This window comes from Solwaraspora sp. WMMA2059 (genome assembly GCF_027497315.1).
GTDB lineage: Bacteria > Actinomycetota > Actinomycetes > Mycobacteriales > Micromonosporaceae > Micromonospora_E.
The window spans coordinates 3,096,767-3,111,883 of record NZ_CP114908.1 but is presented as its reverse complement, the minus strand read 5'-3'; the positions used below and the strand labels follow the sequence as shown (position 1 = coordinate 3,111,883).

Here is a 15,117-nt window from a genome sequence, read left to right as displayed (position 1 = left end):
TAAAGAAGGTTCCTAACCTGGCGGCATGGTTGACCTGGACTCCGAGGCCGCTGCCGGCACGGTGCAGGACCGCGCTCTGCAGCAGCTCTACACCGACTTCGACGCCGCTGGACTCAAACCGTTGTGGACCGTTCGGGACGGTCTGATGCCGGTCGCCCCGACGCCCCGGGCGGTGCCCCACGTCTGGCCGTGGGACCGGCTGCTGCCGCTCGCCGCCCGCGCCGGCGACCTCGTCCCGGTCGGGCGCGGTGGCGAACGACGGGCCATCGCCCTGGCCAACCCCGGCGTGCCCGGTGACCCGTTCGCCACCGCCACCCTCTGGGCGGCGGTGCAGTACCTCGGGCCCCGCGAGGTCGCCCCGGCCCACCGGCACAGCCAGAACGCGTTCCGCTTCGTGCTCGACGGGGAAGGTGTCTGGACGGTGGTCGACGGCGACCCGGTCGCCATGCGCCGGGGCGACCTGCTGCTGACCCCGGGCTGGGCCTGGCACGAACACCACAACACCGCCGACACCGCGATGGTCTGGCTGGACGGACTCGACATCCCGCTGAACGCTCAACTCGACGCCGGGTTCTTCGAGTTCGGCCCGGACCAGCTCACCGACACGTCGACCCCGGCCGCCTCGCGGGGCGAACGGCTCTGGGCCCACCCCGGGCTGCGCCCGCTGTCGGCCGAGGCGGACACCGTCCACTCGCCGCTGCCGGCGTACCGCTGGACGCACACCGACGCCGCGCTCACCGCGCAGCTGGAACTCGCCGACGAAGGGCATCCGGCACTCGTCGAGCCAGGCCACGCGGCGGTACGGTTCGTCAACCCGACCACCGGCCGCGACGCCCTGGCGACGCTGCGCCTGGAGATGCACCGGCTGGCCGCCGGGACCGCCACGGCGACCCGCCGGGAGGTCGGCTCCTCGGTGTGGCAGGTCTTCAGCGGGCAGGCCACCGTGCTGCTCGACGGCCGGGAACACCAGGTCGGCACTGGCGATCTGTTCGCCGTACCGTCCTGGTGCCCGGTGAGCCTGCGGTCACCGGACGGCGCCGACCTGTTCCGGTTCAGCGACGCACCCAGCTACCAGGCTCTGCACCTGGACCGGCACCAGGTGGGTGACCCGGCATGAGGCTGGCCACCATCCGTACCGGCGACCGGACCGCCGCGGTCCGGGTCGACACCGACGCGGCGGTCGAGATCGGTGCCGCCGACCTCGGCGAGCTGCTCACCGACCCCGGTTGGGCGCAACGCGCCGCCACCGCCGACGGCACCCGGCACCCGGTCGACGGACTCGACCACGCTCCGCTGGTCAGCCGACCGGAGAAGATCATCTGTGTCGGGCTGAACTACCGCCGGCACATCCTGGAAATGGGCCGCCAGCTCCCGGAACACCCGACGATCTTCGCCAAGTACCCGCCGGCGCTGATCGGGGCCACCGACCCGGTCGTACTGCCAGCTGCCTCGACCGCGATGGACTGGGAGGCCGAACTCGCGGTCGTCGTCGGCACCACGGTCCGGCACGCCGACCCCGAGCAGGCCGCCGCCGCGATCGCCGGGTACACCGTGCTCAACGACGTCACCGCCCGGGACTGGCAGTACCGCACCCCGCAGTGGCTGGCCGGCAAGACCTTCGAGGCGACCACCCCGCTCGGACCCAGCCTGGTCACCCCGGACGACCTCGACCTCGACGCCGGGCTCAGCGTCGAATGCCTGGTCAACGGCGAGGTGGTGCAGAGCTCCGACAGCACCGAGCTGGTCTTCGACCCGCCCGCACTGGTGGCGTACCTGTCCACCATCTGCACCCTGCGGCCCGGCGACGTGATCGCCACCGGGACGCCCGGCGGCGTGGGCCACGCCCGTAAACCACCCCGGTACCTGGCCGACGGTGACGTGCTGGTCACCCGGATCGGTGGGGTCGGCGAGTGCCGCAACACCTGCCGGGCGGAGCGACCGTGACCGGCGCGGGGGCCGACGCCACCATCGGCTGGCTGACCGCCGGGGAACAACGGTGCCGGGAACTGGTCGACCAGCTCACCGACGCCGACGCGGCGGCACCGAGCCGGCTGCCCGGCTGGACCCGCGCCCACCTGGTCACCCACCTGGCCCGCAACGCCGACGCCCTGGTGAACCTGTTGACCTGGGCGCGGACCGGGGTGCCGACCCCGATGTACGCCAGCGCCGCCCAGCGCGGCGCGGACATCGACGCCGGTGCCGGGCGCGGTGCCGACGAGCTGCGCGCCGACCTGGCCGGCGCGGCGGGTCGGCTCGCCGACGCGGTCCGGGCGATGCCCGACGACGCCTGGTCGGCCACCGTCCGTACCGGTCAGGGCCGCGAGGTCCCCGCCGACCAGGTGCTCTGGCTGCGGGTCCGGGAGGTCTGGGTGCACCAGGCCGACCTCGACCTCGGCGGCACCCTGGCCGACCTGCCCGGTCCGCTCACCGACGCGCTGCTCGACGAGGTGACCGCCACCTTCACCGGCCGTGGTACCGGCCCGGCGGTCGAGCTGCGGGCGACCGACCGGTCGCGGGTCTGGCGCACCGGCCCGGACAACGTGGCGACGGCCGGTACGGCCGGGTCCGGTGATACCGCGCCGGTCCTGCCGGTGGAGCTGTCCGCAACCGGTTGGCAGCTGCTCGGCTGGCTGATCGGGCGAGTGCCGGCGGACCGTTTGACGGTCCGACCGGCCGGTGCCGTGGTCGCGCCACCGCCGCCGTGGATATGACCCGGTCCGCTCGTCGGACCCCGCTGACCAGGCACGATGACATGATCGATTTCTGGTGGCCGCCGACTACGGCGAGTCACCGACGATAGGAGGGAGGCACCGGTGGACGGCAACGTGATCGAGTCCGACGTACTCGTCATCGGTGGGGGAATCGCCGGCTGCGTGGCGGCCGTGCGGGCCGCGGAGGCGGGTGCCTCGGTGGTCCTGGTCGACAAGACCAGGTCGGTACGGCGCTCCGGCGACGCCGGCCGGGGACTGGCCTTCCTCACCACCTACCTGGATCTGGGCGAGCCCTGGGACACCCCGGAGGTCTTCGCCGACTGGTACTGCGACATCGCCCTCGGGCTGGTCGACATGGAGGTGGCCCGGCCGCTGGGCATCGAACCGCTGCCGGCGGTCTGTCGGTTCCTGGAGGAGTCCGGCGTGCCACTGCGCAACGCCGACGGCGACTACGAGCGGGTCGGGCGGATGTGGACGCCCGGTCCGATCGTGCTCAAGTTCGACGGCGCCGACATCAAGCCCCGGCTGGCCGAGCGGGCGGCCGCCACCGACCGGGTCCGGATCATCGGCGGGGTCCACGCCACCAGCGTGCAGCTCGACGACACCGGCCGCGCGGTCGGCGCCACCGGCTTCGACATCCGGTCCTGCGAGTTTCTGACCTTCCGCGCCGGCGCGGTGATCGTCGCCACCGGCAACGCCGAACGGGTCATCTTCAACTCGCCCCGCCGCGACGCGTTCCACACCTACCACCGGCCTTACCACGCCACCACCGGGTTCGCCCTCGCCGCCCGGGCCGGCGCGGTGGCCGCCAACATCGAGTTCCTCGGGACCTTCCTCTTCCCGCGTGGCTTCGCCACCGGCGCGATGGGCAACCTGCTGGAGGCCGGTGGCCGGCTGGTCAACGGCAACGGTCAGCTCATCGCCGACCTGCCGGACGTCGCGGGGGAGCGGCGGTTCGGGTTCGGCATCGTCGGCAAGGCGGCCGGTGAGGTGCTCGCCGGCCGTGGCCCGGTGTACATCGACTGCACCCATCTGCCGCCCGCTGAGATCGCCGCGATCAGCGACTACATCTCCTACGACGCCCCGCTGTTCCTGGAGTTCCTGGAGCAGTCCGGCATCGACCTGTCCCGGCACCCGGTCGAGTTCGAACTGTTCAACGGCGCCTGGTCGGCCACCGGATCGCCCAAGGGCGTGGTGGTCGGCGCGGACGGGCAGACCCGGGTTCCCGGCATGTTCGCCGCCGGTGACCTGGCCACCCCGGCGTACGCCCTGGCCGGCTCACTGGCCAGCGGGTACGTCATCGGCCGGACCGCCGCCGAGTTCGCCCGGTCCGCCGCCGCACCGGTGCTGGACGCCTCGGCGGTGGCCGCCGAACGTCGGCGGACCCTGGCACCGCTGAACCGGACCAGCGGGATCGGCTGGCGCGAGTACGAGCACCAGCTGCAGGACCTGATGACCAAGTACGTCGGAATGGACCGCAACGAGATCGGGCTGCGGCAGGCCGCCGAGTACCTGCGCGGGTACGCGGCGGCGGCCGGCGAGGTCCACGCCGGCAACGGCCACGAGCTGATGCGCGCCCACGAGGCGTTCGACCTGCGGCTGTTCGACGAGATGATGACCGCCGTCGCGCTGGAGCGCGACGAGAGCCGGTTCAGCTTCCTGATGGGCCACTACCGCACCGACCGGCCCGGCGCCGACGACCAGCGGTGGCTCGGCGTGTCGATCCTGGCCGGACACGACGGCGAGCAGCCGGTGCTGGAGCACACCGTGCCGACCCCGTCCTGGCGTGCGGCGCAACTGGAGAACCGGTCGGTCGTGGAACTGGTCGGTGAGCGGGGAGCACGGCTCGCCGGAAAGGTGGGATAGGCATGGCACCACGGATCAATGAGAACCTCTGCACGCTCTGCGGGATCTGCCAGGACGTCTGTCCGGGCGACATCCTGCACATCGACCGGGGCGTGGCGGAGATGGTCCGCTACCCGGACGAGTGCAGCTACTGCGACGTCTGCCGGGTGGAGTGCCCGGCCGGCGCGATCGACATCGAGTTCACCTGGAGCATGCGGCAGCAGCCGATCTCCATCCTGCCAGGTCGGCCCGACCATGATTGAGGCGAGCTACACCCTGGACATCGACGTCGGCGTCGACGAGGTGTGGTCGTTCGTCGAGGTGATCCCGAACTGGGCGCACTTCCTGGTCGGCTTCCAGAAGCTGGACCTGGTCGACGACCGGCGGTCGATCTGGACGCTGCGCGGTGACGTCGGGGTCCTCGCCCGTGAGGTGGACCTGCAGGCCGACATCACCGTCTGGGAGCCGGGCCGGCGGGCGGAGTTCACCATCACCGGGCTGACCGAACGGATCACCGGGCAGGGCAGCTTCGACATCGAGCCGGTCGACGCGCCGTCGGTGCCGGGCGCCGCCGCTGCGGTCGGCCCGACTGACGGTTCCCCAACCGACGGTTCCCCAACCGACGGTTCCCCGGCCTCGGGAGAGCAGCGACGGCCCGAGCGCGGCGACGAACAGACCCGTCCCGGACTGCTGCGCCGGATCAGGTTCGCCGTGGCCGGCCGCCTGCTGCGCTGGTTGAACCGCCGCCGGGCAACCCACCCGCCGGCGGTCGACGGCCAGCAGGCGGGTCCGACGGCCGGGCACGGCCAGCCGGCCGCTGCTACCGGTGCCGCCGCGGTCGGCCGGGAGGCGGGCCCGCCGACATCGGCCCGGACAGGCCGGTCCCGGTTGCGCTTTCATCTGCAGCTCACCCCGGGCGGTCCGATGGCCCCGATGGTCGAGCTGTTGATGGGGCCGATGGTGGAGCCGACCGCCGAGGACTTCCTGCGCAACATCCGCCAGGCACTCGAAGCCCGGCGGGCCAGCGCCTGACGAGGGGAGCAGACGAGCCATGCACGAGTTGCCACGCCGTACCGATGTGGTGGTGGTCGGCACCGGCGCCGCCGGGCTGACCGCGGCGTTGACCGCCGCCGCGGCCGGCCGGCAGGTCACCATCCTGGAGAAGGCGCCGGTGATCGGCGGCACCACCGTGGTCTCCGGCGGCTCCATCTGGGCGCCGGCGAACCGCTGGCTGGCCGAGGCGGGCGTGCCGGACAGCCGCGACGACGCGCTCACCTACCTGCGACGACTCGCCCTGGACCGGGTCCCCGACCAGGTCATCGAGGCCTTTGTCGACCAGGTCAACCCGATGCTGGACCTGGTGGTGGCGCGCACCGGGCTGCGCTTCACCCCGAACCGGGAGCACCCGGACTACCAGCCGGACCTGCCCGGGGCGCATCCGGGCGGACGCACCCTGCAGAGCGACCTGTTCGACGCGACCGTCCTTGGCGAGCTGCGCGGCAAGCTGCGGCCGACGCATTCGACGGTGCCGGTCACCAAGCTCGAACTGGACCAGTGGGGGATGGACACCCTGGACCGGTGGGACTGGGCGCTGATCGCCGAACGCACCGCGAAGGGCGTGGTCGGCATGGGCGCCGCCCTGGTCGGTGAGCTGCTGTACGGCTGCCTGCAACTCGGCGCCACGGTGCACACCGACACCCGGGCGGTCCGGCTGCGGCGCACCGGCGGACGGGTCGACGGGATCACCGTGGCCACCGGCGACGGCGAGGTGGAGATCGTCGCGCAGCGGGGTGTGGTGCTGGCCTCCGGTGGGTTCGAGTGGGACCCGGCGATGGTCGGGCAGTTCCTCGGCGTACCGATGGACGCACCGGCCAGCCCACCGGCGAACGCCGGTGACGGGTTGCGGATGGTGATGGAGGTCGGTGCCGCGCTCGGCAACATGAACGAGGCCTGGTGGGGGCCGATGGTGTACGCGGTCGGCGACACCTACGACGGCGCGCCGCTGTTCCGGCCCACGTCAGGTCTGCGGGCGCTGCCCGGCGGGATCATCGTCAACCGGCACGGCCGGCGGTTCTCCAACGAGGCGATGAACTACAACGACCTCGGCAAGGCGATGGCCACGTTCGACCCGATCCGCTACGAGTACGCCAACCTGCCCTGCTGGCTGGTGTTCGACGACCGGTTCCGGTCGTCGTACTCGGTCGCCACGGCGACCCCGGACGCGCCGACCCCGGGGTGGATGGCGACGGCACCGACCTTGGCGGAGCTGGCCGGCGCGGTCGGCATCGACCCGGACGGGTTGGCCGAGCAGGTCGCCGAGTTCAACCGGCACGCCGCGCAGGGCCGGGATCCGCAGTTCGGTCGGGGCACGACGGTGTACGACCGGTACCGGGGCGATCCGACGGTGACTCCGCACCGCAACCTGCGTCCGCTCGGTGACGGTCCCTACTACGCGGTACGGCTGCACCTGGGCTGTCTGGGCACCAAGGGCGGCCCGCTCTGCGACGAGCACGGCCAGGTGCGGGACGTCGACGGTGGGCTGATCGGCGGCCTGTACGCCTGCGGGAACGTGGCGGCCAGCCCGTTCGGACCGGGCTATCCGGGTGCCGGCGCGACGCTCGCCGCCGGGATGACGTACGGATACCTGAGCGGGCGCTCGCTGGCCGCCGGATGAGCCGGCCGGTTACCGGCCGGTCAGCCGGCCGGTGCCGGCGCCGCCCCACCGACCGCGTCAACCGCGGCTGGTGGGGTCGGCAGGGCCGGCGCGGCGGCATCGGTCGGGCGTGCGGCCAGGCCGTCGAGGAAGATCGCGGTGCACTGGTCGGCGAGCCGGCTGGTGGGATTGTCGGGGCTCGGGTGGAACCACCGGACCGACAGCCATACCGCGTCGCGGATGAAGCGGTAGAACACCCGGGTATCGATGTCGGGGCGGAACGCTCCGCTGCTGACGCCCGCTTCGATCACCCCGAGCCAGGCGCTCTGCACTTCGCGGGCGACGTCCTTGAGGTAGTGGAACCGGGCCAGGCCACGCAGGTAGTTGACGTCGTTCTGGTAGATCTCGGTGGCGTGCGGGTGCGCCGCGGCGGTGTCCAGCGAGGCGCGGACCAGCTCGCGCAGCCGGGTCGCCGGATCGTTCTCCCCGGCCAGCACCCCGGCGTACCGGTGGCGCAGATCCTCCAGGTAGGGGCCGAGGATCGCCTCGACGATCGCTTCCTTCGAGTCGAAGTGGTGGTACAGGCTGCCGGACAGGATGCCGACCTCGTCGGCGATCTGCCGGACCGTGGTGGCGGCCACGCCGCGACTGGCGAAGAAGGCCGCCGCGCAGGCGATGATCTGCTGTCGTCGATCCAGCGACTCTGCCACGGTGCCTCTTTCGGGTCTGCGGTGCAACGGGCGGGCGTCAGCATAGCAGAGTCAATCAAGCGCTTGGTGCGACGGGTGTCGGGGTTGGGCTGGTCGCCCCAGGTCGAGCTCGGGTAACAATCTCCAAGCGAGCGCTTGATTGGTGGCCGGTACGTGGCTAGTTTACATGGCATTCACAAAGCCTCGGGCTTCACGGCTACCAGGAGAAGCAGATGGCAACTGGTCGGAAATACAAGTGGAACGGGGCGCCCGTCCGCGTCGCGGTGGCCGGGCTGCTGCTCGCCACCGTGGCCGCCTGCGGCGACGACAACGAAACCAACGAGACCGGCGGCACGATCACCATGGCCACCTGGTCCGCCACCCAGTCACTCGATCCGGTCCAGGTGGCCGGCACCGGCAACTCCGGCGGCGCGGAACTCGCGGCGCTCTACGACACGATCATGCGGTACGACCCGGCCAGCGGGGCCTTCGAGCCGCAGACCGCCGAGTCGCTGACCCCCAACGACGACTTCACCCAGTGGACCCTCACCTTGCGGTCCGGGATCACCTTCAGCGACGGCGCGCCGTACGACTCGGCGGCCGTCGTGGCGAACATGCAACGGCACACCGAGGCACGGTCCAACGCCAGTTCGCTGGTCGCGCCGATCACCGACTACGCCACCCCCGACGATCTGACGGTCGTGTTCACCCTCGCCTTCCCGTGGAACAACTTCCCGTTCGCCCTCGCCGGGACCCCCGGCATGGTGGTCAACCCGGCGGCGGTGGCCGCCCAGGGCGACGCGTTCGGCACCAACCCGCAGGGTGCCGGTGCCGGGCCGTTCGTCTTCGACGAGTTCCGCCCCGACGAGTCGCTGACCCTCACCCGCAACCCCGACTACTGGGGCGGCGAGGTCCCGTTGGACGGGGTGCGGTTCATCCACGCCGGTGACGGGCCGCAGACCTACGAGGCGTTCCGCGCGGGCAGCGTCGACCTGGCCTTCCTGCGTGACGCCGGGGCGATCGCGGACGCCGAGGCGGACGGTGCCGAGGGCATCCGGGTCCAGTACTCCGCCAACGACACCCTGATCATGAACAACGGATTCCCGATCACCTGCCAGGAAGGCGAGCCGGCACCGCAGTGCGAGGGCCAGCCGGACGGCACCGAACTGGAGTCCACCGCACCCACCGCCGACAAGCGGGTCCGGCAGGCGGTGGCCGCGGCCATCGACCTGGAGACGCTCAAACAGCGGGTGTACGGCGGCGCCGGCTTCATGTCCAGCGCCCTGATCTCCGAGGACTCCCGCTGGTACGACGGTGTCGAAGGTCCGGCCTACGACATCGAGCGGGCCCGCGACCTGGTCGAGCAGGCCAAGGCCGACGGCTGGGACGGGCGGATCCGGGTCAGCTGCCACACCGGCCTGCCGACCTGGGGGACCGCGGTGCAGGGCATGCTGGAGGCGGCCGGTATGCAGGTCGACCTCACCGACCAGCAGGAGATCGCCGCGAACACCTCGGCGGTCATCGTGCGCAAGGACTTCGACCTGGCCTGCTTCGGCTCGTCGATCTCCGACGCCGAGCCGTTCTTCGCCCTCAACCGCGACTTCAACTCGACCTACGTCACCACCGGCGGTGGCAACTTCTCCGGCTACGTCAACCCCAGCGTCGACGAGGCGATCGCCGCCGGCCGGGCCGCCGGCAGCGAGGCCGAGGTGAAGGCCGCGATCAGCACCATCGCCCGGGCGTACGCCGAGGACGTGCCGTTCCTCGCGCTGACCGCGCAGCCGGAGGTCGTGCTGATCTCCGACGAGGTCGGCGACGTGCTGCAGAGCGTCAACACCGTGGTGCTGCTCGGTAGGGCGACGCGGGGATGACCGGACGATCCGCGACCGACGCCGCTGACCCGTCGGCGCGGGTCACCGGGCGGGGTGGTGCCGGCGCTGCCGGCGCCACCCCGGCACCCCCGGTGGCCCTGATCACCGCAGCCGCCCACGGGATCGGGGCGGCCACCGCGCGGTCCTTCGCCGAGGCCGGCTACCGGCTGGTGCTGGCCGACGTCGACGCGGCCGGGCTGGCAGCGACCGCCGCCGACCTGGCCGGTGCCGACCGCGTGACGACCGTGGTCGCCGACGCGACCAGCGAGGCCGGCGCGGCCACGGCGGTCGACGCGGCCACCACCCGGTACGGGCGGCTGGACGCGCTGATCAACGTGGTGGGCGGCAGCCGGCCCGGCCGTACCGTGATCGACATCGACCTCGCCGAGTGGGACCGCTGGCTGTCGCTCAACCTCACCTCGGTCTACCTGATGTGCCGGGCCGCGCTGCCGCAGCTGACGGCGGTCGGCGGGGCCATCGTCAATGTCTCGTCCGGGGCGGGACTGCGCGGCATGCGGGCCAACCCGGCGTACTGCGCCGCCAAGGCCGGGGTCGTCGGACTGACCCGGGCGCTGGCCATCGACCACGGTCCCGCCGGGATCCGGGTCAACTGCGTCGCACCCGGACCGGTCCGTACCCCGTTGATGGAGCGCAACCGCAGCGCCGCCGAGATCGACGCGATGGGCCGGATCGCGGTCCTCGGCCGGATCGGCGACCCCGCCGAGATCGCCGCGGCGATCCGGTGGCTGGCCAGCGACGCGGCGTCGTACCTGACCGGTCAGACCATCGAGGTCGACGGCGGCCCGGCCCCGCTGGTGTGAGCCGGCGGCGACGAGAGGAGGAGCACTGATGTTACGGACGGTGGCCATCAAGCTGGCCCTGCTCGTCCCGGTGCTGTTCCTGGTCAGCGTGGGCACGTTCGTCCTGCTCCAGCTGGGGCCGGGCGACCCCGCCGCGCAGGTGCTCGGCAACACCGGTACGCCCGCCGACTACCAGCGGATCCGGACCGAGATGGGGCTGGACCAGCCGCCGGTGCAGCGCTATCTCGATTGGCTCGGCGGTGTGCTGCGTGGCGACCTCGGCCAGAACCTGGTCCCGCCGATCGAAGACGTCTCCGACCGGCTGCTGCGGGCGTTCCCGGTGAACCTGCAGCTCGCCGCGATGGCCATCGTGCTGGCCCTGCTGATCGCCGTCCCGTTGGCGATGTGGTCGGCGTACCGGGCCGGCGGGCTGGTCGACCGGTGGATCTCGGCCGGCACCATCGGCGTCATCTCGGTGCCGCCGTTCCTGGTCGGCCTGCTCCTGCTGCTGGTGTTCGCCATCCACCTGGACTGGTTCCCGCTGGGGCAGTGGTCCCGGCCGTCCGACGACGGTCTCGGCCAGAACCTGTGGCACGCCTTCCTGCCCGCGCTCACCCTGGCGTTGGCCGAGGCCCCGGTCTTCGCCCGGCTGCTGCGCGGCGACCTGGTCGCCACCCTGCAGGAGGACTTCATCCTGGCCGCGAAGGCCAAGGGCATGCCCGGCTGGCACATCATGCTCCGCGAGGCGCTGCGCCCCTCGTCGTTCTCGCTGATCACGCTGGCCGGGGTGAGCGCCGGCCGGCTGCTCGGCGGCACCATCATCGTCGAGGCGGTCTTCGTGCTGCCCGGGGTGGGCAACGTGATCATCAACGCCGCGCAGAGCAACGACTACAAGCTGGTGCAGGGCGGCGTACTGCTGATCGCGATCATCTACCTGCTGCTGAACCTCACCGTCGACGTGCTGTACGGCTATCTGGACCCACGGATCCGGAGGCGGCATGCCTGAGCCCAGCCGTACCCGACGCCGTCGGATCGACCTCGCCTTCTGGATCAGCCTCGGCTGGCTGGTCGCCCTCACCGGCTGCGCCCTGCTCGCCGACCTGCTGCCGCTGGGCAACGCCGACGACACCACCCAGACGATCGGGATCGCCGGCTACGCCCGCCCCGACCTGTTCTCGGCCAACCCGCTGGGCACCAACGGCTTCGGTCTCGACCTGCTGGCCCGGTCCATCTACGGAGCCCGGGTGAGTCTGCTGACCGTCGGCTGCACCGTACTGGTCAGCCTGCTGATCGGCGGTGCGGTCGGAATGGTCGCCGGCTACTTCCGTGGCTGGGTGGACGTGGTGATCGGCATCTTCGCCGACGCCGCCCTGGTGATCCCCGCCCTCGTCCTGCTGATCGCCTTCGCCGCGGTGCTCGGCCCGCCCCGGACCGTGCCGGAGGCGGTGCTCAAGAGCGGTCTGGCCCTGGCCGTGGTCGGCATCCCGACGATGATCCGACTGGCCCGGGCCAACACGCTGCTGTTCGCCCAACGGGAGTTCGTCACCGCCAGCCGGGCGATGGGCGCCCGGCACACCCGGATCCTGATCCGCGAACTGCTGCCCAACGTGGCACTGCCGCTGGTCTCCTACGCCTTCATCGTCGCCGCCGTGCTGATCGTCGCGGAAGGATCGCTGGCCTTCCTCGGCCTCGGGCTGCAGCAGCCCGCCCCGTCCTGGGGAAACATGATCGCCGAGGGTGGCCTGCGGGAGCTGCGCCGGCACCCGCACGTACCGCTGATCCCCGGCGTGTTCATGTTCCTCACCGTCTTCAGCCTGAACATCGTCGGGGAACGTGCCCGGGCCCGCTGGGATCCCCGGGACTCCCAGGTCTGACGGCAACGTCCGGGACCGGGCCGCCCTCGACCCGAGCAGCAGGAGGTACGTCATGCGGATGGACGAGTCGGCGTTCCGGCTGGACGGCCGCGTCGCCGCGGTCACCGGCGCCGGCAGCGGAATCGGCCAGGCGGTCGCACAGACCCTCGCCCGCGCCGGCGCCGCCGTGGTGGTCGCCGACATCGACGCCGAACGCGGCGCGGCGACCGTCGCCGACATCACCGTCGCCGGCGGACGGGCCAGCTTCCAGTACACCGATGTCAGCCGTCGGGCCGACCTGGACGCCCTGGCCACCGCCGCCGTCGACCGGTACGGCGGCCTCGACATCCAGTGCAACATCGCCGGCGTGCCGTCCCTGGTCCGCGAGTTGACCGAGGTCACCGGCGCGGACCTCGACGCCGAGCTCGCGATCAGTGTCAAGGGCGTGCTGTACGGCTGCCAGGCCGCCGCGACGGTGATGACGCGCCAGGGCCGCGGGGCCATCGTCAACATCTCGTCGACCGCCGCCGATCTGCCCGCCGCCGGCTACGGGCTCTACCACCTCGGCAAACTCGCCGTCGTCGGGATGACCCGGACCCTCGCCCTGGAGCTCGGCCCGAAAGGGGTACGGGTCAACGCGATCGCGCCTGGCGCCACCCTGACCAATTTCAGCGCCCGCAACTTCACCGCCGCCGACGGCACCGTCGACGAGGAGCGGCGCAGCCAGTGGCTGGCCGGCATGGCGGCCCGCTCGCCGCTGAACATCGTCGGGGAGCCGCAGGACCAGGCGCTGCTGGTGCTCTATCTGGTCTCCGATGCCGCCCGGTTCGTCACCGGGCAGTTGATCCGGGCCAACGGCGGATGGTCGATGGGGTGACGCCGACCAGCGTCCACGGAAGGAATGCGATGACGTCCCGACCCGAGTTCGCCGCCCGTACCGCCGGGATGCGTCCGTCGAAGCTGCGGGAGCTGGTCGCGGCGGCGGCCCGGCCGTCCGCCGGCGACGTACCCGGGCCGGCGCTGCTGTCGCTCGGCGGCGGGCTGCCGCCGGCCGAGGCGTTCCCGGCGCGGGCGGTCGCCGCAGCGGCCGAGCGGGCGCTGGCCGGCGGGGCCGGCTCCGCCCTGCAGTACTCGGCCACCGAGGGCGACCCGGACCTGCTCGACCTGGTCGGTGCCGACCTGGCCGGCCGGCTGCGGCTGCCCGATCCGACCGGGCGGTTGCTGGTCACCACCGGTTCGCAACAGGCGCTCGACCTGATCGGCAAGGTGCTGCTGGACCCCGGTGACGTGGCGGTGGTCGAGTCGCCGGCCTACGTCGGGGCGCTGCGGGCGTTGGCCGGCTACCAGCCGAGGATCGTCGAGGTGCCGGTCGACGACGACGGGATGGACACCGAGGTGCTGGCCGGGCGGCTACAGGCCGGGCTGCGGCCGAAGCTGTGCTACCTGGTGCCGAACTTCTCCAACCCGAGCGGACGCACCCTCACCGCGCGACGGCGTACCCGACTGGCGCAGCTCGCGGCCCGGTACGGTTTCCTCGTCGTCGAGGACGACCCGTACGGCCAGCTGCGGTTCGCCGGAGTCGACCTGCCGCCGGTCGCCGCCGACGACGCCGAGCAGGTGGTCTACCTCGGCAGCTTCTCCAAGCTGGTGGCACCCGGGCTGCGGGTCGGCTACCTGGTCGCACCGAGGTGGCTGCACCGGGCGCTGGCGGTGGCCAAGCAGGCGACCGATCTGAACTCCGCCGCGTTGAGCCAACGGCTGCTCGTCGAGCTGCTGACCGACCCGGACTGGTTCGCCGGGCACCTGGCCTGGCTGCGGGACCTGTACCGGGCCCGGGCCGAGGCCCTGACCGGGGCGGTGGCCGACCGGCTGGCCGGTCGGCTGGTCACCTCGATGCCGGACGGCGGGATGTTCGTCTGGGCCGGCGTCCAGACCCCGGAGATCGACGCGTTGGCCCTGGCCCGCGCCGCCATGCGCCGGGCCGTTTCGGTGGTCCCGGGTAACGAGTTCTCGCTGGCGGACGCCTACCCCCGGCAGCTGCGCCTGTCGTTCAGCATGCTGGGCCCGGCGGGTCTGGTGGCCGCGGTCGACCGCCTCGGGGATGCTTTCGACGACCTGACGGCGTCCGGGTGAGTCCGGCAATGCCGGACCCGCCCGGACATGCCGGGTGGGACCGGGCGGGTCCGGGCGGCGACGACCGGTCAGTCGGCCGGCTGGGCGGCGGTGGTGAACCGGGGCACCGGCCAGGTGGTCGGCGAGCTGGTGCTCCAGAGCACCTGGTGCACCCGTTCGCTGATCCGCCAGCCGTCGCCGGTGCGGACCAGCCGGTCGGCGTAGTGCAGCCCCCGGTGCACCACCTCGTGGCCGTCGGGCACCGGCCGGACCAGGTGGGCAACCGTGTACGAGCTCGCGACCGCCGAGTCGCCGTCGACCTCGACGGTGGCCGAGCCGACCACGTGCTGGCTGGCGGCCAGTCGGGCCAGCGGCGCCATGTGCGCGACGATGTGGCGCACCCCGCGCGGCAGCCGCTTGCCGGAGTACTCGGCCTGGGCGTCGTCGGTGAAGCAGCCGCCGACCGCCTCGAACTCACGCCGGTCGCAGCACTGCGCGTACCGGTTCAACAACTCGACGATGGCCGCTCGGTCATCGGCGTATCCGGGCATCATGCACACCTTTCGACGGGGCGCCGCGGCGC

General features: G+C 72.4%; 15 protein-coding genes. 13 read left to right on the top strand and 2 right to left on the bottom strand.

Features of this window, described 5'->3' with window-relative positions; genetic code table 11:
- Positions 1–25: 25 nt before the first annotated feature.
- The 7 genes from O7553_RS14230 to O7553_RS14200 all read left to right on the top strand — a co-directional run bounded on the left by O7553_RS14230 (position 26) and on the right by O7553_RS14200 (position 7,230).
- The gene (locus O7553_RS14230) at positions 26–1,117 is read left to right on the top strand and encodes a cupin domain-containing protein (protein WP_281555272.1); all 1,092 of its coding nucleotides are present in this window, start codon (positions 26–28) and stop codon (positions 1,115–1,117) included.
- Positions 1,114–1,944, top strand: a complete 831-nt coding sequence (locus tag O7553_RS14225) for a fumarylacetoacetate hydrolase family protein (protein ID WP_281555271.1) — start codon at positions 1,114–1,116, stop codon at positions 1,942–1,944. The genes O7553_RS14230 and O7553_RS14225 overlap by 4 nt, the downstream gene beginning before the upstream one ends.
- A complete protein-coding gene (locus O7553_RS14220; protein ID WP_281555270.1) occupies positions 1,941–2,711 on the top strand; it encodes a maleylpyruvate isomerase N-terminal domain-containing protein in 771 nt (256 codons plus the stop codon). Before O7553_RS14225 ends, O7553_RS14220 begins: the two co-directional genes overlap by 4 nt.
- 102 nt (positions 2,712–2,813) lie before the next feature.
- On the top strand, positions 2,814–4,577 hold the full coding sequence (locus tag O7553_RS14215) for an FAD-dependent oxidoreductase (protein ID WP_281555269.1): 1,764 nt from the start codon (positions 2,814–2,816) through the stop codon (positions 4,575–4,577).
- Between the two features lie 2 nt (positions 4,578–4,579).
- Positions 4,580–4,819 (top strand): 4Fe-4S binding protein, encoded by a 240-nt coding sequence (locus O7553_RS14210; RefSeq protein WP_123602230.1) that lies wholly within the window; start codon positions 4,580–4,582, stop codon positions 4,817–4,819.
- The gene (locus O7553_RS14205) at positions 4,812–5,588 is read left to right on the top strand and encodes a hypothetical protein (protein WP_281555268.1); all 777 of its coding nucleotides are present in this window, start codon (positions 4,812–4,814) and stop codon (positions 5,586–5,588) included. Before O7553_RS14210 ends, O7553_RS14205 begins: the two co-directional genes overlap by 8 nt.
- Before the next feature lie 19 nt (positions 5,589–5,607).
- Positions 5,608–7,230, top strand: a complete 1,623-nt coding sequence (locus O7553_RS14200; protein WP_281555267.1) for an FAD-dependent oxidoreductase — start codon at positions 5,608–5,610, stop codon at positions 7,228–7,230.
- A 20-nt stretch (positions 7,231–7,250) separates the two neighbouring features.
- Here O7553_RS14200 and O7553_RS14195 read toward each other — a convergent pair whose 3' ends face one another.
- Positions 7,251–7,919 carry a TetR/AcrR family transcriptional regulator gene (locus O7553_RS14195; protein WP_281555266.1) on the bottom strand — a complete coding sequence of 223 codons (669 nt, stop codon included), beginning with the start codon at positions 7,917–7,919 and terminating at the stop codon, positions 7,251–7,253.
- Positions 7,920–8,131: 212 nt separating this feature from the next.
- Here O7553_RS14195 and O7553_RS14190 point away from each other — a divergent pair, with 212 nt between their 5' ends.
- Genes O7553_RS14190 through O7553_RS14165 form a run of 6 tightly spaced genes read left to right on the top strand, consistent with a single transcriptional unit; the run spans position 8,132 to position 14,555 of the window.
- A complete protein-coding gene (locus O7553_RS14190) occupies positions 8,132–9,769 on the top strand; it encodes an ABC transporter substrate-binding protein (protein WP_281555265.1) in 1,638 nt (545 codons plus the stop codon).
- Entirely contained in the window at positions 9,766–10,590 is an 825-nt protein-coding gene (locus O7553_RS14185; protein ID WP_281555264.1) for an SDR family oxidoreductase, read from the top strand. The genes O7553_RS14190 and O7553_RS14185 overlap by 4 nt, the downstream gene beginning before the upstream one ends.
- A gap of 28 nt (positions 10,591–10,618) precedes the next feature.
- Complete coding sequence (locus O7553_RS14180; protein ID WP_281555263.1) at positions 10,619–11,575, top strand: ABC transporter permease; 957 nt, start codon at positions 10,619–10,621, stop codon at positions 11,573–11,575.
- Entirely contained in the window at positions 11,568–12,443 is an 876-nt protein-coding gene (locus O7553_RS14175; RefSeq protein WP_281555262.1) for an ABC transporter permease, read from the top strand. Before O7553_RS14180 ends, O7553_RS14175 begins: the two co-directional genes overlap by 8 nt.
- A 52-nt stretch (positions 12,444–12,495) precedes the next feature.
- A complete protein-coding gene (locus tag O7553_RS14170; protein WP_281555261.1) occupies positions 12,496–13,299 on the top strand; it encodes an SDR family oxidoreductase in 804 nt (267 codons plus the stop codon).
- 29 nt (positions 13,300–13,328) lie between these two features.
- Positions 13,329–14,555 (top strand): PLP-dependent aminotransferase family protein, encoded by a 1,227-nt coding sequence (locus O7553_RS14165; RefSeq protein ID WP_281555260.1) that lies wholly within the window; start codon positions 13,329–13,331, stop codon positions 14,553–14,555.
- A 68-nt stretch (positions 14,556–14,623) separates the two neighbouring features.
- Here O7553_RS14165 and O7553_RS14160 read toward each other — a convergent pair whose 3' ends face one another.
- Positions 14,624–15,088 carry a nuclear transport factor 2 family protein gene (locus O7553_RS14160; protein WP_123602222.1) on the bottom strand — a complete coding sequence of 155 codons (465 nt, stop codon included), beginning with the start codon at positions 15,086–15,088 and terminating at the stop codon, positions 14,624–14,626.
- Between the last annotated feature and the right edge of the window lie 29 nt (positions 15,089–15,117).